Raw genomic sequence first — 19,840 nt, forward strand, 5'->3', positions numbered from 1 at the left:
CCCCGGGCTCAGGCCGCGTCGCGGGCGGCCAGCAGGGCGGTGGCCAGCTCCACCGGGTGCCGGGTGCTCACCACCCAGAACGGGGTGGGATCGGCCGGGTCGTCCAGCACCACCTGCACGGCGCCGCCGATCCACGGGCGCTGCACCACGAAGGCGAGCGGGTCCGCGCCGACGCCGAGGACCTCGCGCCGGCCAGCCGCGTCCAACGGCACCACGTCCGCGACGTACCGCACCGGCAGCCGGGCGTCGTCGACCCGCAGTTCGTCGTCACGCACCTCGACCCGGATGCGGCCCAGCCACCACAGGGCCGCCGCGGTGGCGGGGAGCAGCAGCACGAACGGCAGCCAGGCCCGGACGCCGGGCGCGCCCAGCCACAACTCGACGGCGACCAGCGCGGCCACGGCCAACGCGGCCGGCCAGGCCCACCAGGGCAGCCCGAGGCGCTCCGCGTACCGCGCGCGGGTGGCCGTCGGGGCGGCCGGAGATGACGACTGACGCACACTGACGAGGGTACGGCGCGTCGCGGACCGGGCAACCGGCAGGATGACAAGGTCACCCCGCATGGACCGGACGGAAGAGGATGACCGTGACAGATGTCGTACCCGTGCCCGTGCGGCTGCTCGACCCGGAGCTGCCGCTGCCGGCGTACGCCCATCCCGGCGACGCCGGTGCGGACCTGGTGGCCGCCGCGGACGTGGAGTTGCCGCCCGGAGGCCGGGCCCTGGTGCCCACCGGGGTGTCGGTGGCGCTGCCGGAGGGGTACGTGGGGCTGGTCCATCCCCGATCGGGGTTGGCGGCCAGGCTCGGCGTGACGGTCCTCAACGCGCCCGGTACGGTCGACGCCGGCTACCGGGGTGAGATCCTGGTCAACCTGATCAATCATGATCGGGACACACCGGCCAGGATCAGCCGGGGCGACCGGATCGCGCAGCTCGTGGTCCAGCGGGTCGCCCGGGCCGACTTCCGGCCGGTGGCCGAGCTGCCCGCGTCCCGGCGCGGCACCGGCGGGCACGGGTCCACCGGCGGGCACGCCGGGCTGGTCCCGGCGCCGGCCGGCGGGCAGCGCGAAGAGGTGGCAGGGTGAGTGCGAACAGCGGAGGGTGGGCGCAGTGATCTTCTCCCGGAAGCGGGCCAACGAGGCGCGGCAGGCGCGTGACAACGAGGTGCTCGACGAGGACACCCCGGCGGAGTCCCGCGGCCCGTACGACGTCAGCGAGGCCCCCGACGCGCCCCGGCTCGACCTGGGCAGCCTCCAGATCCCGGCGGTGCCGGACGTGGAGGTGCGGGTCCAGGCCGACCCGCAGGGCGTGATCCAGCAGGTGGTGCTGGTGCACGGGGAGAACGCGCTGCAGCTCGGCGTCTTCGCCGCGCCCCGCTCCGACGGCATCTGGGACGAGGTCCGCGAGGAGATCCGCCAGTCGCTGGTCAACGACGGTGCCACCACCCAGGACGTCGAGGGGGAGCGGGGCCCCGAGCTGCGCGCCCAGGTGCGTACCCCGGACGGCCCGACCGACCTGCGTTTCGTCGGCATCGACGGGCCCCGCTGGATGGTGCGCGGCGTCTTCCAGGGCCGGGTGGCCGTCGACCCGGCCGCCGCCGGCCCGCTGGCCGCCTGCCTGGACGGCTTGGTGGTCGACCGCGGCCTGGAGGCCAAGCCGGTCCGTGAGCCGCTGCCGCTGCGGCTGCCCCGGGAGATCTCCGAGCAGCAGGCGGACGACTCGCAGGAGGTGTGACGCGAGCGCGCCGGCCGGTCCCACCGCGGGCCGGCCCGCGCCGGACGCGCTCCCTCCGGCGGGCCGGACCGGCGTACGCTGGCCGCACGGTTCCGCCACCGGCGGGGCCCCGCTGTGGAGAGGGTGACGCGGAGGTCATGACGACCGACCAGAGTCGGGGGTCGCTGCGGCGGCTCCTGGACCGGCTCACCGCGAGCGAGGCCGAGATCGAGGCGCAGGAACTGCGCCGGGAGAGCGCCGAGTCGGGCGGCACGCCGGCCCGCCAGTGCACCAGGGGTCAGGTGGTCTCGGTGGCCGGCCGGCTGCGCACCGTGGTCTACACGCCCCGCACCAACCTGCCCACGCTGGAGGCCGACCTCTACGACGGCAGCGACGTGGTGACCCTGGTCTGGCTGGGCCGCCGGCACATCGCCGGGATCGAGCCGGGCCGGCACCTCACCGCACGCGGCCGGGTCGCCGTGCGGGACGACCGCAAGGTGATCTACAACCCGTACTACGAGCTGGAGTCGCCGAAGTGACGACCGGAGCGCAGCGCACCCCGTCGGGGCTCGACCCGCAGGAGGAGGAGCCGCTGCCCAGCCTCGCCGAGCAGATGGCCGACCAACTCGGCGGCTGGCGCGGGCTGGTCGAGTCGAGCATCCCCGTGGTGGTCTTCGTGATCGCCAACGTGGTGGGTGAGCTGCGCCCCGCGGTGATCGCCTCGGTGGCGGTGGGGCTGCTGATCGCCGGGCTGCGGCTGGCCCAGCGCAAGCCGGTGCGGCACGCCGTCAACGGCCTGTTCGGCATCGCCGTCGGCGCCGCCATCGCGTGGCGGACCGGCGACGAACGCGACTTCTACCTGCCCGGCATCCTCTACGGCATCGGCTACGGCCTGGCCCTGCTGCTGTCGGCCGCGATCCGGCAGCCGCTGGTCGGCTGGATCTGGTCGGTGCTTGTCGCCAAGGGCCGCTCCGAGTGGCGTGACGACCCCCGCCTGGTGCGCACCTTCACGCAGCTCACCGTGCTGTGGGGCGTGGTGTGGCTGGCCAAGGTCGGCGTGCAGGCCGCGCTCTACCTGGCCCACCAGGACACCGCGCTCGGCGTGGCCCGGCTCGCGCTGGGCTACCCGCCGTACGCGCTGCTGCTGTTGATCACCGTCTGGGTGGTGCGCCGGGTCACCCGGGAAACCGCACCCACCCCGCTGCCGGGTTCCTGACCCGCCGCCGGTTCACGGGCGGGTCGGCGCGGGCCTCGCCGGGCTGGTCGGGCCAAGGATCACGGAGCGCACGTCGTCCTCCACCGCGGCGGTGCACACGAAGACCAGTTCGTCGCCGGCCTCGATCGGGTCGTCCGGGGTGGGCACCAGCACCCGCTTGCCGCGCAGGATCGCCACCAACGCCGCGTCCCGGGGGATCGGCACGGCGTGGATCGGCTGCCCCACGTACGGGGCGGTGGGCGGCAGGGTGATCTCGACCAGGTTCGCCTCGCCCTGCCGGAACGTCATCAGCCGGACCAGGTCGCCGACGGTGACCGCCTCCTCGACCAGCGCGGCCATCACCCGCGGCTTGCTCACCGCGACGTCCACGCCCCACTGCTCGGTGAAGAGCCACTCGTTCTCCGCCCGGTTGACCCGGGCGACCACGCGGGGCACCGCGAACTCGGTCTTGGCCAGCAGCGAGACCACCAGGTTCGCCTTGTCGTCGCCGGTGGCCGCGACCACCACGTCGCAGCCGGCCAGGTCGGCCTCCTCCAGGCTGGCCAGCTCGCACGCGTCGGCGAGCACCCAGTCGGCGGTCGGCACCCGGTCCGGCCGCAGCATCTTGGGCTGCCGCTCGATGAGCATCACCTGGTGGCCGTTGTCGATCAGTTCCTGGGCGATCGAACGCCCCACGTTGCCGGCGCCGGCGATGGCGATCCGCATGGCTCAGTGCCCCCCTTCGGGCGGCGCCGACGCCACCGACGTGACGGCGGAGCTGATGTCGTCGGTCACCAGCATGAAGACCTGGTCGCCCTCCTGCACCATGGTGGAGGCGGTGGGCAGGGTGCCGATCCCGAACCGGGTCAGGTAGGCGACCCGGGCGCCGACGGCCTCCTCCAACTGGCGCAGCCGGCGGCCGATCCAGTCCTTGTGCACCGGCACCTCGATGATCGACACGGTGCTCGTCGCGTCGCGGAAGATCTCCACGTTGCCCTCGGGAAGCAGGTGGCGCAGCATCCGCTCGGCGGTCCACCGGACGGTCGCCACGGTGGGGATGCCGAGCCGCTCGTAGACCTGGGCGCGGCGCTGGTCGTAGATGCGGGCCGCGACCCGGGACACGCCGAACGTCTCCCGGGCCAGCCGGGCCGAGATGATGTTCGAGTTGTCGCCGCTGGAGACCGCGGCGAACGCGTCCGCGCGCTCGATGCCGGCTTGGCGCAGCACCTCGCCGTCGAAGCCGGCGCCGGTGACCGTGGTGCCGGCGAAGTCGGGCCCGAGGCGGCGGAACGCGTCCGCGTCCTGGTCGATCACCGCCACCGAGTGTCCCCGGGACTCCAGGCCGTGGGCCAGGGTCGACCCGACCCGGCCGCAGCCCATGATCACCACATGCACGGTGTCGCTCCTCCCACGGTGCCGCCCGCCGACCCGTCGTCTGCGAGCCTGCCACGTCCCCGCCCCGAACGGGGCACCGACCGTACCGCGCGGGGAAGATCGGCCACCCTCACGGTCGGCCGCCGGTGGCCGTACGCTAGGCCGTTGTGGCCCGACCCACCTCGCTGCTGAAGCGACTCCTCCTCGGTCGACCGTTCCGGTCCGACCGTCTGCAGCACACCCTGCTGCCCAAGCGCATCGCGCTGCCGGTCTTCGCCTCCGACGCGCTGTCCAGCGTGGCGTACGCGCCGGACGAGATCCTCCTGACGCTGTCCATCGCCGGCGCCTCGGCATTCTTCTTCTCACCGTGGATCGCGCTCGCGGTCGTCGTGGTGATGCTCACCGTGGTGGCCAGCTACCGGCAGAACGTACACGCCTACCCCTCCGGCGGTGGCGACTACGAGGTGGCGACGGTCAACCTGGGCCCGCGCGCCGGTCTCGCGGTGGCCAGCGCGCTGCTCGTCGACTACGTGCTGACCGTGGCGGTGTCGGTCTCCTCCGGCGTGGCGAACCTCGGCTCGGTGGTGCCGTTCGTGGCCGAACACAAGGTGCTCATCGCGGTCACCGCGGTGGTGCTGCTCACCGCGATCAACCTGCGCGGCCTGCGCGAGTCGGGCACCGCCTTCGCCATCCCCACCTACGGCTTCGTCATCGTCATCGGCGGCATGCTGCTGACCGGACTGGTGCGGATCTTCGTGCTCGGTGACGACCTGCGCGCCCCGAGCGCCGGCCTGGAGATCCACGCCGAGCACAGCGTCACCGGGTTCGCGCTCGTCTTCCTGCTGCTGCGCACGTTCTCCTCCGGCTGCGCCGCGCTCACCGGCGTGGAGGCGATCTCCAACGGCGTACCGGCGTTCAAGACGCCGAAGTCGAAGAACGCGGCGACGACGCTGCTGTTGCTCGGCAGCATCTCGGTGGCCATGCTGATCGGCATCATCTGGCTGGCCCGGCTCACCGGCCTGCAGTTCGTCGAGGACCCGGGCACGCAGATCGTCTCCGGCCCGGCCGGCTACGTGCAGAAGACGGTCACCACCCAACTCGGGGAGACCGTGTTCGGCGGCGGCTCGGTGCTGCTGTACGTGGTCGCCGGGATGACCGCGCTGATCCTGTTCCTGGCCGCCAACACCGCGTTCAACGGCTTCCCGGTGCTCGGCTCGATCCTGGCGCAGGACCGCTACCTGCCGCGCCAGCTGCACACCCGCGGTGACCGGCTGGCGTTCTCCAACGGCATCATCTTCCTGGCCGTGTTCGCGGTGGTGCTGATCGTCGGCTTCCAGGCCGAGGTCACCAAACTCATCCAGCTCTACATCGTCGGGGTGTTCGTCTCCTTCACGCTGTCCCAGGCCGGCATGATCCGGCACTGGAACCGGCACCTGCGCACCGAGCGGGACCCGGAGGCGCGGCGGCGGATGATCCGCTCCCGGGCGATCAACACGTTCGGCATGGCCATGACCGGTGTGGTGCTGATCATCGTGCTGGCGACCAAGTTCCTGCTCGGCGCCTGGATCGCCATCGTCGCGATGGCGGTGATGTACGTGGTGATGCTCGGCATCCGCCGGCACTACGACCGGATCGCCGCGGAACTGGAGCCGACCGAGCAGCGGGCCGTCCTGCCCGCCCGCAACCATGCCATCGTGCTGGTCAGCAAGCTGCACAAGCCGACGCTGCGGGCCGTCGCGTACGCCCGGGCGACCCGGCCGGACACGCTCACCGCGGTGACCGTCAACGTGGACGAGCAGGACACCCGCGAGTTGCAGGCCGACTGGGAGCGGCGGGAGCTGCCGGTGCCGCTGACCGTGGTCGACTCCCCGTACCGGGAGATCACCCGCCCGATCCTCGACTTCGTCGCGTCGGTCCGCCGCGAGTCGCCCCGCGACGTGGTCACCGTCTTCATCCCCGAGTACGTGGTGGGGCGCTGGTGGGAGAACCTGCTGCACAACCAGAGCGCGCTGCGGCTCAAGGGGCGACTGCTGTTCGAGCCGGGCGTGATGGTGACGAGCGTGCCGTGGCAGCTCGCCTCCACCGCCAGCAAGAACCTGGACCGGCTGGACGCCACGCTCAGCCGCGGCCCGGCGCGCGGCCCCCGGGTGGCGCCGCAGAGCACCCTGCCGCCGCTGGTGACGCCCACCACGTCCACCGAGCCGGAGGAGCGCAAGTGACCGCACCAGCACACCCGGGGCCGGCGCAGGCCCGTCCCGGCTTGGAGGAGGCCGAGCGGGTCGAGCTGACCGTGGACTCGGTGGCCCCCGGCGGGCACTGCGTGGCCCGGGTCGACGGACAGGTGGTCTTCGTCCGCCACGCGCTGCCCGGCGAGCGGGTGGTCGCCGAGGTGACCGAGCTGCACCGGGGCTTCGCCCGCGCCGACGCGGTGGAGATCCTCAGCGCGTCGCCGGACCGGGTCACCCCGCCCTGCCCGTACGCCCGGCCGGGACGGTGTGGCGGCTGCGACCTCCAGCACGTCGCCCCGGCCGCCCAGCTCGACTGGAAGCTCGCCGTGGTGCGCGAGCAGCTCACCCGGCTGGGCGGGCTGACCGCCGCGCAGGTGGACGCGCTCGGCGTCCGGGTCGAGGCGCTGCCCGGCGGGTCGCTGGGCTGGCGGTCCCGGGTCCGCTACACGGTCGACGCGACCGGCCGCGCTGGGCTGCTCAAGCACCGCTCGCACGAGGTGGTGCCGATCGAGCGGTGCCTGATCGCCCATCCGGCGATCCAGGAACTGCCGGTGCTGCCGGTCACGGGCGTCCGCTGGCCCGACGCCGACGCGGTGGAGACTGTCGCCAGCACCGGCGGGGACGTCGCCGTGGTCGCGTACGCCGAGGGGGTCGCCACGACGGTGAGCGGGCCGCAGCGGGTGCGGGAGACGGCGGCCGGGCGGTCGTTCACGCTGCCCGCCCCGGGTTTCTGGCAGGTGCACCCGGCGGCGCCGGACGCCCTGGTCGGCGCGGTGCTCGACCTGCTCGACCCGCGGCCCGGCGAGACGGCCTGGGACCTGTACGGCGGGGCCGGCCTGTTCGCCGCCGCGCTCGCCGGCCGGGTCGACGGCGCCCGGGTGACGCTCGTCGAGTCGGCGCCGGACGGGGTGGCCGCGGCCCGGACGAACCTGGCCGACCTGCGGGCCGTCGAGGTGGTCGCGGCGCGGGTGGAGGCCGCGCTGGCCCGGCGCCGGATCACCGGGCCGGTCGACCTGGTGGTGCTCGACCCGCCGCGTTCCGGGGCGGGCGCCCCGGTGGTGCGCGGCGTGGTGGCCGCCGGCCCGCGGGCGGTCGCGTACGTGGCCTGCGACCCGGCCGCCTTCGCCCGCGACGTGCGCACGTTCGCCGACGCCGGCTGGCGGCTGGCCGCGCTGCGTGGCTTCGACCTGTTCCCGATGACCCAGCACGTGGAACTGGTCGGCCTGTTCCTGCCCCCGCAGCGTTGACAGGGGCCCTTCTACTGCCGGATCCGTTGAGAGGGGCCCTTCCTTGCGCGTCGTCGGGTTGATGTCGGGCACGTCGTACGACGGGGTGGACGTGGCGGCGGCCGAGTTCACCCCCGACGGGGAGACGTTGCGGCTGCGGCCGCTCGGGCACCGGGAGCTGCCGTACCCGGAGGACCTGCGGGCCCAGATCGGCGCGCTGCTGCCCCCGGCGGCCACCACCATCGAGGCGGTCTGCCGGCTGGACAACCGGCTCGGTGAGGTGTTCGCGCAGGCGGCGGCCGTGGGCGTGGAACTGGCCGGGGGCACCGCCGACTTCGTGGTGTCACCCGGGCAGACGGTCTTCCACTGGGTCGACGGGGGGCGGGTGCGCGGCACGTTGCAGCTCGGCGCGCCGGCCCGGGTCGCCGCCCGGGTGGGCGTACCGGTGCTGCACGACCTGCGCTCGGCGGACGTGGCGGCCGGCGGGCAGGGCGCGCCGCTGGTGCCGGCGTTCGACGCGCTGCTGCTCGACCCGGCCGCCGGTGCCCGGGCCGCGTTGAACCTCGGCGGGATCGCGAACCTCACCGTGGTCGCGCCGGGCGCCCCGGTCCTCGGGTACGACGTGGGCCCCGCCAACGCGCTGCTGGACGCCGCTGCCCGGCGTTTCCTGGGCCGGTCGTGCGACGTCGACGGGGCGCGGGCCGCGGCCGGGCGGGTGCACGGGCCGCTGCTGGCCCGGCTGCTCGCCGAGCCCTACTACGCGGCGCCGCCGCCCAAGTCGACGGGCAAGGAGTTGTTCCACGGCGGCTACCTGGACGCCGCGCTGGCCGCCCTGGGCGAGCCGGTGGCCGCCGACGACGTGCTGGCCACGCTCACCGAGCTGACCGCCCGCACGGTCGCCGACGCCTGCGACCGGCACCGGGTGACCGAGGTGGTCGCCGCCGGCGGGGGAGTGCGCAATCCCACACTCCGGGCGCGGCTGGCCGCGCTCGGAGCCGGCCGGTGGGGGCTGCGCACCACCGACGAGCTGGGGGTGCCGGCGCAGGCCAAGGAGGCGTACGCGTTCGCGGTGCTGGGGTGGCTGAGCTGGCACGGGCTGCCCGCGGCGGTGCCCTCGGTGACCGGCGCGTCCCGGGCCGCCGTGCTCGGTTCGTGGACGCCGGCCGGCCCGTCCTGGGCGGCGTCGCGGCCGCCGGCACCCCGCCGGCTGGTGGTGGACGCCTGACCCGCGGGGCTGCACGGTCGGGCTGCGGTCTGTCACACGGTGGATAGACTCTGCGGTCATGAGTGTTGAAGAGGGCACGGCCAACCACGGTCGGCTGCTGGGTGCCGTCCGCGGCCCGCAGGACGTGAAGCGGATGACCGCCGAGCAACTGGACATCCTCGCCGCCGAGATCCGTGACTTCCTGATCGCCAAGGTCTCCCGCACCGGCGGCCACATCGGCCCCAACCTGGGTGTGGTCGAGCTGACCCTGGCCATGCACCGGGTCTTCGACTCCCCCCGTGACCGGCTGCTCTTCGACACCGGCCACCAGTCGTACGTGCACAAGATCCTCACCGGCCGGCAGGAGGGCTTCGACAAGCTCCGCCAGCGCGGCGGCCTCTCCGGCTACCCCAGCCAGGCGGAGAGCGAGCACGACCTGATCGAGAACTCGCACGCCTCCACCGCCCTGTCCTACGCCGACGGCCTGGCCAAGGCGTACTCGTTGCGCGGCGAGAAGCGGTCCGTGGTGGCCGTGGTCGGCGACGGCGCGCTCACCGGCGGCATGTGCTGGGAGGCGCTGAACAACATCGCCACCGCCGGCAACCCGCTGATCATCGTGGTGAACGACAACGGCCGGTCCTACTCGCCGACCATCGGCGGCCTCGCCGACCACCTGTCGTCGCTGCGGCTCAACCCCGGCTACGAGAAGGTGCTCGACACCGTCAAGGACGCGCTGGGCAACACCCCGTTCGTCGGCAAGCCGATGTACGAGGTCCTGCACGCGGTCAAGAAGGGCATCAAGGACGCGGTCGCCCCGCAGGCCATGTTCGAGGACCTGGGCATCAAGTACGTCGGTCCGGTCGACGGCCACGACGTGGCCGCGGTCGAGGCGGCGCTGCGCGCGGCCAAGAACTTCGGCGGCCCGGTGATCGTGCACGCGGTCACCCGCAAGGGCTACGGCTACCGTCCCGCCGAGGACGACGAGGCCGACTGCCTGCACGGCCCCGGCGCCTTCGACGTGGAGACCGGCCAACTGGTCGCCGTACCGTCGGTGAAGTGGACCCACGTCTTCGCCGACGAGCTGGTGGCGATCGCCGACGAGCGGCCCGACGTGGTCGGCATCACCGCCGCCATGGCCGAGCCCACAGGCATCGCCACGCTGGCCCGCAAGTACCCGGAGCGGGTCTACGACGTAGGCATCGCCGAGCAGCACGCGGCCACCTCCGCCGCCGGCCTGGCCATGGGCGGCCTGCACCCGGTGGTCGCGGTCTACGCCACCTTCCTCAACCGCGCCTTCGACCAGGTCCTGCTGGACGTGGCCATGCACAAGCTGCCTGTCACGTTCGTGCTGGACCGGGCCGGCATCACCGGCCCCGACGGGCCCAGCCACTACGGCATCTGGGACATGTCGGTCTTCGGGGTGGTGCCCGGCCTGCGCATCGCCGCGCCCCGCGACTCGGCCACGCTGCGCGAGGAGCTGCGCGAGGCCATCGCCGTCGACGACGGCCCGACCATCCTGCGCTTCCCGACCGGCACCGTCGCCGCCGACCTGCCGGCCGTGCGCCGGGTCGGCCCGGTGGACGTGCTGGCCGAGTCGGCGCGTACCGATGTGCTGCTCGTCGCGGTCGGCTCCTTCGCCGGCCTCGGGATGGAGGTCGCCACCCGGGTCGCCGAGCAGGGCTACGGCGTCACCGTGGTCGACCCGCGCTGGGTGCGCCCGGTCCCGGCCGAGCTGGTCGAGCTGGCCGCCGGGCACCGGCTCGTGGTCACCGTCGAGGACGGTGTACGCGTCGGCGGTGTCGGCTCGGCGCTGGCCCAGGCGATGCGCGACGCCGACGTCCGGGTCCCGGTCAAGGACCTGGGCGTGCCGGCCGACTGGCACCCGCACGGCACCCGCGCGCAGATCCTCGCCGACCTGGGGCTGACCGCGCAGGACGTGGCGCGTGACGTCACCGGCTGGATCTCCGGCCTGGACGCCGCCCCGGTCGACCCGGCCGGCGACGAGGCGCGCGCGCGGAACTGATCCCCGCACCGGGCGGTCCCGCTTTCCCGCGGGGCCGCCCGCTGGCGTCCCCGGCCGGCCTGCCGGACGTGGGGTCAGGGGGTGGGGAGGGAGCGGTACCAGGTCTTTTCGGTGTCGGCGAGGCTGAAGGTCTGCTTGCCGTCGGTCTGCTCGACCACCACCATGCCCGGCCGGTCCACCAGCCGGGTGGTGCCGGGCGGGGCGGAGAAGGACGCGTCCCGGGTGCGCCAGGTCAGCACCGCGAGCGGCCGTCCGGGCATCGGCAGGTGGTAGGCCTGGAGCGTGGTGGACCGGTCGGCCGGGGAGACCACCGGGGGGCCACCGTCCGCCGGCCGGTAGAGCACCGCCGTCATCGGCCCGCCGCGGCTCTCCCAGGTGAGCTGCTCCAGCTCTCCCGGCTCGTCGCCGTCGAGGGCCACCTCGCCGAGCGAACGCGTCGCGATCTTCGCCATCGGCCACGACTCGGGCGCGGAGCGGGGCGCCTTCCGGTCGCCGCTGCGCCGTGGCTCGCTGCCGAACGGGCCCCGGTCACCGGCCAGCACGCAGGTGTCCAACCCGGCCAGCGCGCGCTTGCCGGCGCCCGTCTCGTCGCGGACCAGGGGGTACCGGGGTGCCTCGATGGCCGTACCCAGGTCCAGGATGCGGTCCGCGGCCTGCCCGCGCGGCAGCGACGAGGTGGCCCGCAGCGTCGCGGTCAGCTCGACGGCCCGGCAGGTCGGCACCGCGACCGGATCGGTGAGCCCGTCGGTGCGGCCCAGCGCCGTGCCGTCCGGCGCGAGCAGACGCTCCACCCGGACCGAGGTGAGATAGCGGCGGCCGGTGGGCTCGCGCACCGGCAGCACGTCGGAGTAGACCAGGTAGCCCGGGTCGGTGTACTCGGTGGCGTGGGCCACCCGCCAGCGTTGCCCGTCCGAGTCGAGCTGGAGCAGCCAGGAAGCGCCCGCGCCGGGCACGTCCGCGGCGACAAGCGCCAGCGCGGAGCCGGCGACCCGGCCGGAGAAGAGGATCCCGGAGGTGGGCACGTGCACCCGGTCGTCCACCGGCGACCGCCAGTCGCGTACCGCGGTGGTGATCCCGGCGGTCGCCGCGGCGTCCCCGGCCAGGCTGCCGCGCGGCGGCCAGACCACGAGGTCGCCGTCCCGACTGTCGTAGCCGCTGCGCAGGTCCGCCGGCCGCCGTTCGGTGACCGGTCCGCAGCCGACGGTGGCCAGCAGCAGAGCCACCAGCGCGGTGCCCGTCGTAGCGCCTCGGCGGGCTGAAAGCACCCTGATCCCCTCGCCGGTCGTCGGTCGGAAGCCCATATGGTACGAGACGACAGGTCACTCGGCCGCGCCCGGCTCACCCATTCGGCCGGGCTGCCGCTGCGGAACGTGACCGTCGATTCGGGCGCCGGTACCCGGCTCCGGTAGACTCCGCCGACTGTGACGCCTGCCGAGACCCGCGGCGCCTCGACGCCGGACGCCGACGCCCCGACGGGCCACCGCTCCGTCACCCTGACCGCATCTGTCGGCACGCTCGAACCGCCGCCCGTACGCGATCCGGAGCCGGCACGCGCCCCGCGGGCCCCCGCCGAGCCGGGGGAGGGCGCGCGCCGCCGGTGGCGGTGGACCCGCCGCCGGACCGACCTGGCCGTGTACGCCGCCTTCCTGCTCGCCGCCACCTGGGTGACCAGCGGAATCTGGGTCGACCCGGCCGGCCGGGTGGCCGCCCTCTACAGCAGCGACCCGGCGCAGGTGCAGTTCTTCCTGGCCCACTCGGTGCGGGTGGTGCTGCACGGGGAGTTCCCGTTCTTCACCGACCAGTTCAACTACCCCGACGGGGTCAACCTGATGGCGAACACCGCCATCCTGGCACTCGGCATCCCGATGGTGCCGATCACCCTGCTGTTCGGGCCGGCGGTCTCCTTCGTCACGCTCGTCACGCTGGGCCTGGCCGGCACCGCCGCCGCCTGGTACCGGGTGCTCTCCCGGCACCTGATCCGCCACCGCCCGGCCGCCGCCGTCGCGGCCTGGTTCTGCGGGTTCTCGCCGGCCATGCTGTCGCACGCCAACTGGCATCCCAACATCATCAGCCAGTTCCTGCTGCCGTTCATCGTGTGGCGGGTGCTGGTGCTGACCCGGTCCACCCGGCCGGTACGCGACGGAGTGCTGCTGGCGCTGCTGGTCACCGCGCAGGCGTTCATCAACGAGGAGATCCTGCTGTTCACCGCGATGGCGCTGGGCGTGTTCCTGCTCGCCGTGCTGGTGCAGCAGCGCCGGCGGTGGAAGGCCGCCTGGCGGCCGCTCGGCGCCGGGCTGGCGGTCTGCGCGGCGCTCGCCGGGGCGCTGCTGGCGTACCCGCTGTGGGTGCAGTTCGCCGGGCCGATGGCGTACCACGGGCTCAGCGACGCGGTGCGCGACTACGGCAACGACATCGCGGCGTTCTTCGCCCCCGGCTCGCCCACGTTCGGCGGCAACGAGCGGGCCAACGTCAACCTCGCCCCGAACTACTCGGAGGAGAACGCCTTCTTCGGCTGGAGCCTGTCCCTGCTGACCGTGGGCATCGTGATCTGGCTGCGGCGGGACGTGATCGTCCGGGCGCTGGCCGCGACCGGACTGTTCTTCGCCGTGCTTTCCCTCGGCGAGCGGATCTCCTGGTGGGACCGGGAACTGGCCACCGGGCCGTGGGAGCTGCTGGTACGGCTGCCGCTGCTGGACGCCGTGGTGCCGACCCGCTTCGGCCTGATCACCGGGGTGATGGTCGCGGTGCTGCTCGCGTACGCGGTGCGGCGCGCCTGGACGCTGCCGGGCGTGGACCGCGCCGCCGCCCGGAAGCTCACCGTCGCCGGCCTGGCCTTCGCGCTGCTGCCCATCGCGCCGATGCCGCTGCGGGTCACCACCCGGGAGCCGGTGCCGCAGTTCATCACCGCCGACCGGTGGCGGCAGTACCTCGGCCCGGACCAGACGCTGGTGTCGGTGCCGGTGCCGGCGATGGGCAACACCGACCCGATGCGCTGGGCGGCGAGCACCAACCTCGACTTCAAGATCCCCGGCGGCTACTTCCTGGCCCCGCGCAACGGTGTCACAGGCGACCCGGGACGTTTCGGCGGCCGACCCAGCGGCATCGGTGAGCTGCTGAAGGACGTGGCGTCCACCGGCCGTACGCCGAAGCTCGACGACCGGCAGCGGCGCCGCTTCCTGGACGAGCTGCGGCACTGGAACGCGGCGATCCTGGTGCTGCCGGTGGACGAGCAGAACGCCGAACCGTTGCGCCGCACGGTGGAGCAACTGGTCGGGCCGGGTCGCCAGGAACTGGACGTCTGGCTGTGGGACGTGCGGAAACTGACCTACCGCTCGGCCTGACGGGGCGCGGACCTGACGGGCGCGGGCCGGGCCGGCGTGGTCAGACCCGGTCGCGGACGTCCCAGAGCCACACGTCGTCGACCCGTTGGGCGGGGCCGAGCAGCGCGGTCATCAGGTCGCGCAGCACCGCCTCGCGCGGGCCGGCTCCGAGCACCACCACCGACGCCCGCCAGAAACGCATGTCGTCGACGGCCTGGCGGCGGTTCTCGTCGGTGATCTCCGGGAGCGTGCCGGCGTCCATGGTGGAGTAGATCAGGGTGCTGGTGGGCCGGTTCGGGGCGCCGAAGACGCCCTCGCCGCGCTCGTTGGGGCCGATGAAGTAACCGCCCGGGACGGGGAACTCGTGGCCGGTCAGAGCGCTCCAGCGCAGCGTCGACAGCCCGTGCACGTTGCTCGGGATCGGCACCGGCACCAGGGTGCGGCCCTCCGGCACGTACGGTCGCCAGCCGCCCGCGGTGATGAAGCGCGGCGGCGGGTCGATCTCCTTGGCCGGCAGCGGGCGGGGGAACAGCGGCAGCAGGGCGGCCACCATCGCGACGTACCCGACCAGGCGCAGCGCCCGGCGACGCGGCCCGGCCGTCGCCCGCCCGGCGGGGGCGGCGGCGGTGTCGGTGTCGTCACCGGTGCGCGGGGCGGGCACCGGCGGTCGGCCGTCGCGGGCCAGGGCATCCCAGGCCAGGGCGATCAGCACACCCACGGCGGCGACCACCACCAGGCTCAACCGGGTCGGCATCATCATCTCGACAAGCGGCAGGTCGTCCGGCAGGTACGCCCACGGCCCGGCCAGGTCGGTCTCCCGCCCGTCGAACCGCACGGTCGGGCCGATCGAGGCGACCGTGAAGACGACGACGAGCACGGCCAGGATCCGGGCCGGCACGGAGCGGCGGACCAGCAGCACCAACGCGGCCAGCGCGACGAGCACCAGCGGCCAGCCGAACCAGGTGTTCTGTTCGGTCAGCCCGATGGTCTTCTCCACCGCCTCGGTGCCGGCGACGGTGTCCCGGGCGAACGTGACGAAGGCCATCAGGTCCTCGCCCCAACTGTGGAACACCCCGCCCTGCAGGCCCCGGTAGGCCTGCGGGCCGTTGAACTGGAACCAGATCGGGTAGGCGGTCAACAGCAGGGCCAGCCCGCCGCCGACGCCGAGCGCGGCCAGGAACGCACCGGCCCGCTCCCGCGCCGCGCGCGGCCGCTGCACCGCGTACGCCACCACGACGACCAGGCACGCCAGCGCGGTCAGCAGCAGCATCTCCTCGTTGACGAAGACCTGGTACGCGACCAGCAACCCCAGCACCAGCCCGTTGCGCCGCCAGCGTCCCGGTTCGCCGAGCCGCAGCACCCGGACCACGATCAGCGGGAGCAGGAAGTTCGACACGAAGTTGGGCTGCCCGTTGGCGTGGTGCACGATGCCCGGCGCGAAGCCGAGGAACGCGCCGCCGGCGAACGCGGCGGCCCGGGAGCGGACCAGGTGCCGGGAGAGCATCCAGTACGACGTGGCGGCGGTCGCGGACAGCGCCGCCCCCAGGTAGAGCGCGTACATCACCTGCGGGCCGAGCAGCATGGTCAGCGGCGCCAACGGCAGCGTCACCCCGAGCAGCGAGGTGTTCGCCATCATGTTCACCCCGTCCGGCGCGTTCTGCCGGGTGGTGAACAGCGGGTTCTCCAGGTGCTGTACCGAGTAGGCCCCGTGCGCGAACAACCACTCGAACCAACTGTGGTCGGTCGGCAGGTGCGAGGACACGCGGTGCTGCACGTCCACCCAGTAGTTGAGGCAGACGAGAACGCCGAGCAGCACATAGGCTCCGATGGCCAGCACGTCGGCGCGGGCCGGTCGGCGACGGGGCCGACGGGGCGGATCCGCCACGACGGCGTCCGCCTCGACGGACGAGGAGTTCAGCGAAGGGTCCACCACGGGCACGGCCACGACGGGCCATCGTACAGGCGGGCTGGCACCCGACCGGTCACGGCCGTGCGGCGGCCCGGTGCGCGGGAGAGGACGGGCGTGACCCTCATCGATCTCGGTGAGCTGCGGGACGAGCCCGCGCCCGAGGCGAGCCGGCCGCCGCGAAGCGTCGGCCGGCCGTTCCGCATCCTGCTGGCGCTTGTGGTGATGTTGGCCACGCTCACCGCCGGGGCACCGCCGGCCCGGCCCCGCGTCTCGACGCTGCCCGGCGGCCTCGGGGCCGCCGTCTTCATCTCCGGCGACGGGGTGTTCGTGGTGCGGTTGCTCGGCCCGAGCGCGGACGCCACCCGGGAGATCGTGGCGTACCGGGCCGACCGGGAGCGGTGGCGGCGCCGGCTGCCCGGGCCGGGCACCGTCGTGTCGGTGTGGGAGTACGCCGGACGGGTGCTGGTCCTGCGGCAGACCGGCGACGACCAGGCCTGGGACACGGTCGCGTACGACGCCGGCACGGGCGCGCCGGCCTGGCGCCAGCCCGGCGCGGCGATCAGCGTCGGGGAGGCGCTGCTGATCCAGCCGGTCGCCGGCGCGGCCCGCCAGCCGGTGCGCCGGGTGGACCCGGTCGACGGCCGTACCCTGTGGACCGCACCCACCACCGGCGAGCTGCAGTTCGGCTCCGGTTCGGCGGGCCTGGACCGGCTGCTGCTGACCGCCGAGGCCGGGCGGGCGGTGGTGCTGGACGTTCACGACGGCACCCGACTCGCCGCCCGCGACCTGCGTCTGGGCGGACCGCTCGGCCGGCGGCGGGTGGTGGTCGCCGACGGGCTGCTGCTGGAGTTCGGCGCCCTCACCGGGGTGGTCAACGCCTACGACCTGACCACCCTGCGGCCCCGCTGGACCGTGACGCTGCCGTCGGTCGGTTACGTCGACCCGTGCGGTGCCCTGCTCTGTGCCGTCCGGCAGTCCGGCGGGATGTGGGGCCTCGACCCGGCGACCGGGGCGGTGCGCTGGTCCGTCGCCCGCTGGTCGGGGGTGGTGACGGCCGGGGCCGGTCGGCTGCTCGTCGGCGCCACCGATGCCGGCGGTGGTCTGGCGGTGCTCGACGCCGCGGACGGGCGGGTGGTCGCCGACCTCGGTCAATGGTCGGTGATACCGGGGTACGAGGTCGGCGGACCGCTGTTCGTGACCCGATCGCTCAGTGGTGGGCGGCTGCTCCTGGCCGAGGCGGACACCTCCGGCGACCCACCCCGGCCCCGCGATGTGTTCTCCGGCAGTGACTGCGAGTCCGGCACGACGCTGCTGGCCTGCCGCAACCGCGACGCCGACGTCGAGCTGTGGCGGCTGCGGTGAACTCGTCGCGAGGCACGGCCGTCGGTCACCCTGCTGGTCGGCCTGGCGGCCGTCGGTCACCCTGCTGGTCGGCCTGGCGGCCGTCGGTCACCCCTGCTGGTCGGCCTGGCGGCCGTCGGTCACCAGTTGGCCTGCGCCGGGGCGGGCGGCAGCGGCACCGACTCCGGTCGCAGCACGTACGCGATCCCGCCGCTGCCGCGCTGCCAGGCCGTCTCGAACGGCGCGCGCGGCACGGTCCGGCGGACCCGCTCGTCGTCCGGGGCGTACGGGTCGTTGAGCACCGGGTCGCCGTCGGCGGTGAAGCCGACAAGCACCATGAGGTGCCCACGGGTGTCGTAGTCCAGGCCGGGCACCTGCCCGGCGGTGAACGCCGCCGACACGATCAGCGGGATGCCGGCGGCCAGGAACCGCTGCGCCTCGGCCAGCGAGCGCAGCCGGGTGACGAACGTGTCCACCCCGTGCGTCGCCGCGTACGCGGTGTTGAACGGCCAGTTGCCGGCTCCGTCGTAGGCGTGGTCGTAGCAGTGCCGGGCGGCGTGCACCACCTGCGGGCGCGGACCGGGCGGGTCGACCCAGGCGTACCGCTGCGGGGTGGGGCCGGCGCCCCAGAAGTCCAGCACCATCGCCACGCAGGTGGGGCTGCACCATGAGTCGCCGCCGCCACCCCAGCGGGACTCCCCGCCGACGTGCAGCCGTTGCGCGTAACGCGGCACGTCCAGCACCAGCCCGCCACCGTGCGCCACCCCGCTCCCACCACGCCGGGCGTCGACCGGCACCGGGTCGGTGGCGGCGGGCGGGCCGGTGGCGTCGGCGGGCGGATCGGCGTCGGCGGACGGGTCGGCGTCGGCTGGCGGGTCGGCGTCGGCTGGCGGGTCGGTGGCGGCGACCACGCCCACCGAACGCAGCGTCGGGCCGGTGGGCGTGTCGACTGGGCGCAGCAGCGTCACCCGCACCTGCCAGCCGGTGACCGTCGCGCCGGTCACCCGCAGCGTGTCGGCGGCCACCCGCGCCCGGTCGTCGGCCTGGCCCGGCACGGACGAGCGACGCACGACGCTGTCGTCGGCCGCCCAGCGGCCCAGCTCGTACCAGCCGGTGGAGGCGGCGTCGGCATGCCAGCCGCGCAACTCCACGGTCAACCAACACCCGGGCGGGGTGTCCGCCGTCCAGGACGGCACCAGCTCGGTGGCGGCGAAACCGGCGGGCGTCACCGGGGACGTCCACGTGCCGGTGGCGTACCCGGTCGTGGCCGGCGCGTGCGCGTCGCCGTGGGTGCGGGGCGCGGCCGTACCGTCGAGCCTCAGCCCGTCCGGCGTGGCGCGCAGCCCGTCGCTGCGGCCCGACCGCTGGTCGGCCGGGAAGCGGAAGCGCCGGTACGCGATGTCGCGCCCTGGGTCGACGACGGTCATCGCGGCTCCGCTCGCTGGACCCCGGCCGCCGGCCGGAGCGGGTTGTCGGTCGTTGCCGGCGAGCATCGCCTACCCGAAGAATTTCTGCAACGCCGGCCGGTGCCGGCGGTTTGGTCGCCCGCACTAGGTTGTGGGAGGTCACGAGGTGGGAGGCCGGGATGCGGGTACTGGTGGTCGAGGACGAGCGCAACCTCGCCGACGCGGTCGCGCGCGGATTGCGTAAGCGGGGAATGGCGGTGGACGTCGCCTACGACGGCCACGCCGGGCACGAGGCGGCGTTCGTCACCCGCTACGACGTGGTGATCCTGGACCGGGACCTGCCCGGGGTGCACGGTGACCAGATCTGCGCCGACCTCGCCGCCTCCGGCGCGCTGACCCGGGTGCTGATGCTGACCGCCAGCGGCACGGTCGCCGACCGGGTGGAGGGACTGCAACTCGGCGCGGACGACTACCTGGCCAAGCCGTTCGCCTTCGACGAGCTGGTGGCCCGGGTGCAGGCGCTGGGCCGGCGGGCCACCCCGGCCGCGCCACCGGTGCTGGCGGTCGCCGACCTGGTGCTCGACCCGGCCCGTCGGGTGGTGAGCCGCGGCGGCGCGACGCTCGACCTCACCAACAAGGAGTTCGGTGTGCTCGCCGAACTGCTCAAGGCCCGCGGCGCGGTGGTGTCGAGCGAGGAACTGCTGGAACGGGTGTGGGACGCCAACACCGACCCGTTCACCACGATCGTGCGGGTCACCGTGATGACGTTGCGCAAGAAGCTCGGCGACCCGCCGCTCATCGACACCGTGGTCGGCGCCGGTTACCGCATCGCCGGCGTTCACCAGTGAGCGCGAGGAGTGAGCCGGTTCTGCGAGCCCCGCAGTCGCGAACGGAGATGGTCC

Annotated in this window: 17 protein-coding genes; 11 read left to right on the plus strand and 6 right to left on the minus strand. The window is 74.2% G+C overall.

The features are described from left to right. Window positions 1–8 precede the first annotated feature (8 nt). Entirely contained in the window at window positions 9–500 is a 492-nt protein-coding gene (locus ACLQ2X_RS21970; RefSeq protein WP_425682957.1) for a DUF3093 domain-containing protein, read from the minus strand. A gap of 86 nt (window positions 501–586) precedes the next feature. On the opposite strand from ACLQ2X_RS21970, the gene dut reads away from it, so the two are divergent. From dut to ACLQ2X_RS21990, 4 genes are all read left to right on the plus strand, one after another. Then, entirely contained in the window at window positions 587–1,084 is a 498-nt protein-coding gene (dut, locus tag ACLQ2X_RS21975) for a dUTP diphosphatase (protein WP_425683041.1), read from the plus strand. Window positions 1,085–1,109: 25 nt separating this feature from the next. Next, on the plus strand, window positions 1,110–1,733 hold the full coding sequence (locus tag ACLQ2X_RS21980; protein WP_425682958.1) for a DUF3710 domain-containing protein: 624 nt from the start codon (window positions 1,110–1,112) through the stop codon (window positions 1,731–1,733). Between the two features lie 137 nt (window positions 1,734–1,870). Beyond that, window positions 1,871–2,251 carry an OB-fold nucleic acid binding domain-containing protein gene (locus ACLQ2X_RS21985; RefSeq protein ID WP_425682959.1) on the plus strand — a complete coding sequence of 127 codons (381 nt, stop codon included), beginning with the start codon at window positions 1,871–1,873 and terminating at the stop codon, window positions 2,249–2,251. Further along, a complete protein-coding gene (locus ACLQ2X_RS21990) occupies window positions 2,248–2,928 on the plus strand; it encodes a DUF3159 domain-containing protein (protein ID WP_425682960.1) in 681 nt (226 codons plus the stop codon). Before ACLQ2X_RS21985 ends, ACLQ2X_RS21990 begins: the two co-directional genes overlap by 4 nt. Window positions 2,929–2,940: 12 nt before the next feature. Here the strand turns inward: ACLQ2X_RS21990 and ACLQ2X_RS21995 are convergent, their stop codons facing one another. Continuing rightward, the gene (locus ACLQ2X_RS21995) at window positions 2,941–3,633 is read right to left on the minus strand and encodes a potassium channel family protein (RefSeq protein ID WP_425682961.1); all 693 of its coding nucleotides are present in this window, start codon (window positions 3,631–3,633) and stop codon (window positions 2,941–2,943) included. Between the two features lie 3 nt (window positions 3,634–3,636). After that, on the minus strand, window positions 3,637–4,302 hold the full coding sequence (locus ACLQ2X_RS22000; RefSeq protein ID WP_425682962.1) for a potassium channel family protein: 666 nt from the start codon (window positions 4,300–4,302) through the stop codon (window positions 3,637–3,639). Window positions 4,303–4,448: 146 nt separating this feature from the next. Between ACLQ2X_RS22000 and ACLQ2X_RS22005 the strand changes: the two genes are divergently transcribed. From ACLQ2X_RS22005 to dxs, 4 genes are read left to right on the plus strand one after another with little or no spacing between them, the layout of a single operon-like run. Next, window positions 4,449–6,500 (plus strand): APC family permease, encoded by a 2,052-nt coding sequence (locus ACLQ2X_RS22005; protein ID WP_425682963.1) that lies wholly within the window; start codon window positions 4,449–4,451, stop codon window positions 6,498–6,500. Next, on the plus strand, window positions 6,497–7,756 hold the full coding sequence (locus ACLQ2X_RS22010) for a class I SAM-dependent RNA methyltransferase (protein ID WP_425682964.1): 1,260 nt from the start codon (window positions 6,497–6,499) through the stop codon (window positions 7,754–7,756). The genes ACLQ2X_RS22005 and ACLQ2X_RS22010 overlap by 4 nt, the downstream gene beginning before the upstream one ends. A 43-nt stretch (window positions 7,757–7,799) precedes the next feature. Next, window positions 7,800–8,960 carry an anhydro-N-acetylmuramic acid kinase gene (locus tag ACLQ2X_RS22015; protein ID WP_425682965.1) on the plus strand — a complete coding sequence of 387 codons (1,161 nt, stop codon included), beginning with the start codon at window positions 7,800–7,802 and terminating at the stop codon, window positions 8,958–8,960. Between the two features lie 58 nt (window positions 8,961–9,018). Further along, the gene (gene dxs, locus ACLQ2X_RS22020; protein ID WP_425682966.1) at window positions 9,019–10,962 is read left to right on the plus strand and encodes a 1-deoxy-D-xylulose-5-phosphate synthase; all 1,944 of its coding nucleotides are present in this window, start codon (window positions 9,019–9,021) and stop codon (window positions 10,960–10,962) included. Between the two features lie 74 nt (window positions 10,963–11,036). Here dxs and ACLQ2X_RS22025 read toward each other — a convergent pair whose 3' ends face one another. Next, window positions 11,037–12,227 carry a hypothetical protein gene (locus tag ACLQ2X_RS22025; RefSeq protein WP_425682967.1) on the minus strand — a complete coding sequence of 397 codons (1,191 nt, stop codon included), beginning with the start codon at window positions 12,225–12,227 and terminating at the stop codon, window positions 11,037–11,039. 228 nt (window positions 12,228–12,455) lie between these two features. Between ACLQ2X_RS22025 and ACLQ2X_RS22030 the strand changes: the two genes are divergently transcribed. Then, the gene (locus ACLQ2X_RS22030; protein WP_425683042.1) at window positions 12,456–14,303 is read left to right on the plus strand and encodes a hypothetical protein; all 1,848 of its coding nucleotides are present in this window, start codon (window positions 12,456–12,458) and stop codon (window positions 14,301–14,303) included. A gap of 40 nt (window positions 14,304–14,343) precedes the next feature. On the opposite strand, the gene ACLQ2X_RS22035 is transcribed toward ACLQ2X_RS22030, so the two are convergent. Next, window positions 14,344–16,212, minus strand: a complete 1,869-nt coding sequence (locus tag ACLQ2X_RS22035) for a hypothetical protein (protein WP_425683043.1) — start codon at window positions 16,210–16,212, stop codon at window positions 14,344–14,346. Between the two features lie 93 nt (window positions 16,213–16,305). On the opposite strand from ACLQ2X_RS22035, the gene ACLQ2X_RS22040 reads away from it, so the two are divergent. Next, complete coding sequence (locus ACLQ2X_RS22040; protein WP_425682968.1) at window positions 16,306–17,553, plus strand: PQQ-binding-like beta-propeller repeat protein; 1,248 nt, start codon at window positions 16,306–16,308, stop codon at window positions 17,551–17,553. Window positions 17,554–17,672: 119 nt separating this feature from the next. Here ACLQ2X_RS22040 and ACLQ2X_RS22045 read toward each other — a convergent pair whose 3' ends face one another. After that, the gene (locus tag ACLQ2X_RS22045; RefSeq protein WP_425682969.1) at window positions 17,673–18,959 is read right to left on the minus strand and encodes a peptidase C39 family protein; all 1,287 of its coding nucleotides are present in this window, start codon (window positions 18,957–18,959) and stop codon (window positions 17,673–17,675) included. Window positions 18,960–19,117: 158 nt separating this feature from the next. On the opposite strand from ACLQ2X_RS22045, the gene ACLQ2X_RS22050 reads away from it, so the two are divergent. Continuing rightward, window positions 19,118–19,786: a response regulator transcription factor gene (locus ACLQ2X_RS22050; protein ID WP_425682970.1), complete on the plus strand. Its 669-nt coding sequence runs from the start codon at window positions 19,118–19,120 to the stop codon at window positions 19,784–19,786. Window positions 19,787–19,840: the final 54 nt, after the last annotated feature.

Origin of the sequence: Micromonospora sp. DT31 (assembly GCF_049841795.1) — a bacterium.
GTDB lineage: Bacteria > Actinomycetota > Actinomycetes > Mycobacteriales > Micromonosporaceae > Micromonospora.

What these genes read in the sequence shown, in the direction of transcription:
- ACLQ2X_RS21985 (WP_425682959.1), top strand. Translation starts at nt 1,871, where the DNA reads ATGACGACCGACCAGAGTCGGGGGTCGCTGCGGCGGCTCCTGGACCGG.
- ACLQ2X_RS21995 (WP_425682961.1), bottom strand. Translation starts at nt 3,633, where the DNA reads ATGCGGATCGCCATCGCCGGCGCCGGCAACGTGGGGCGTTCGATCGCC.
- dxs (WP_425682966.1), top strand. Translation starts at nt 9,019, where the DNA reads ATGAGTGTTGAAGAGGGCACGGCCAACCACGGTCGGCTGCTGGGTGCC.
- ACLQ2X_RS22045 (WP_425682969.1), bottom strand. Translation starts at nt 18,959, where the DNA reads ATGACCGTCGTCGACCCAGGGCGCGACATCGCGTACCGGCGCTTCCGC.
- ACLQ2X_RS22050 (WP_425682970.1), top strand. Translation starts at nt 19,118, where the DNA reads ATGCGGGTACTGGTGGTCGAGGACGAGCGCAACCTCGCCGACGCGGTC.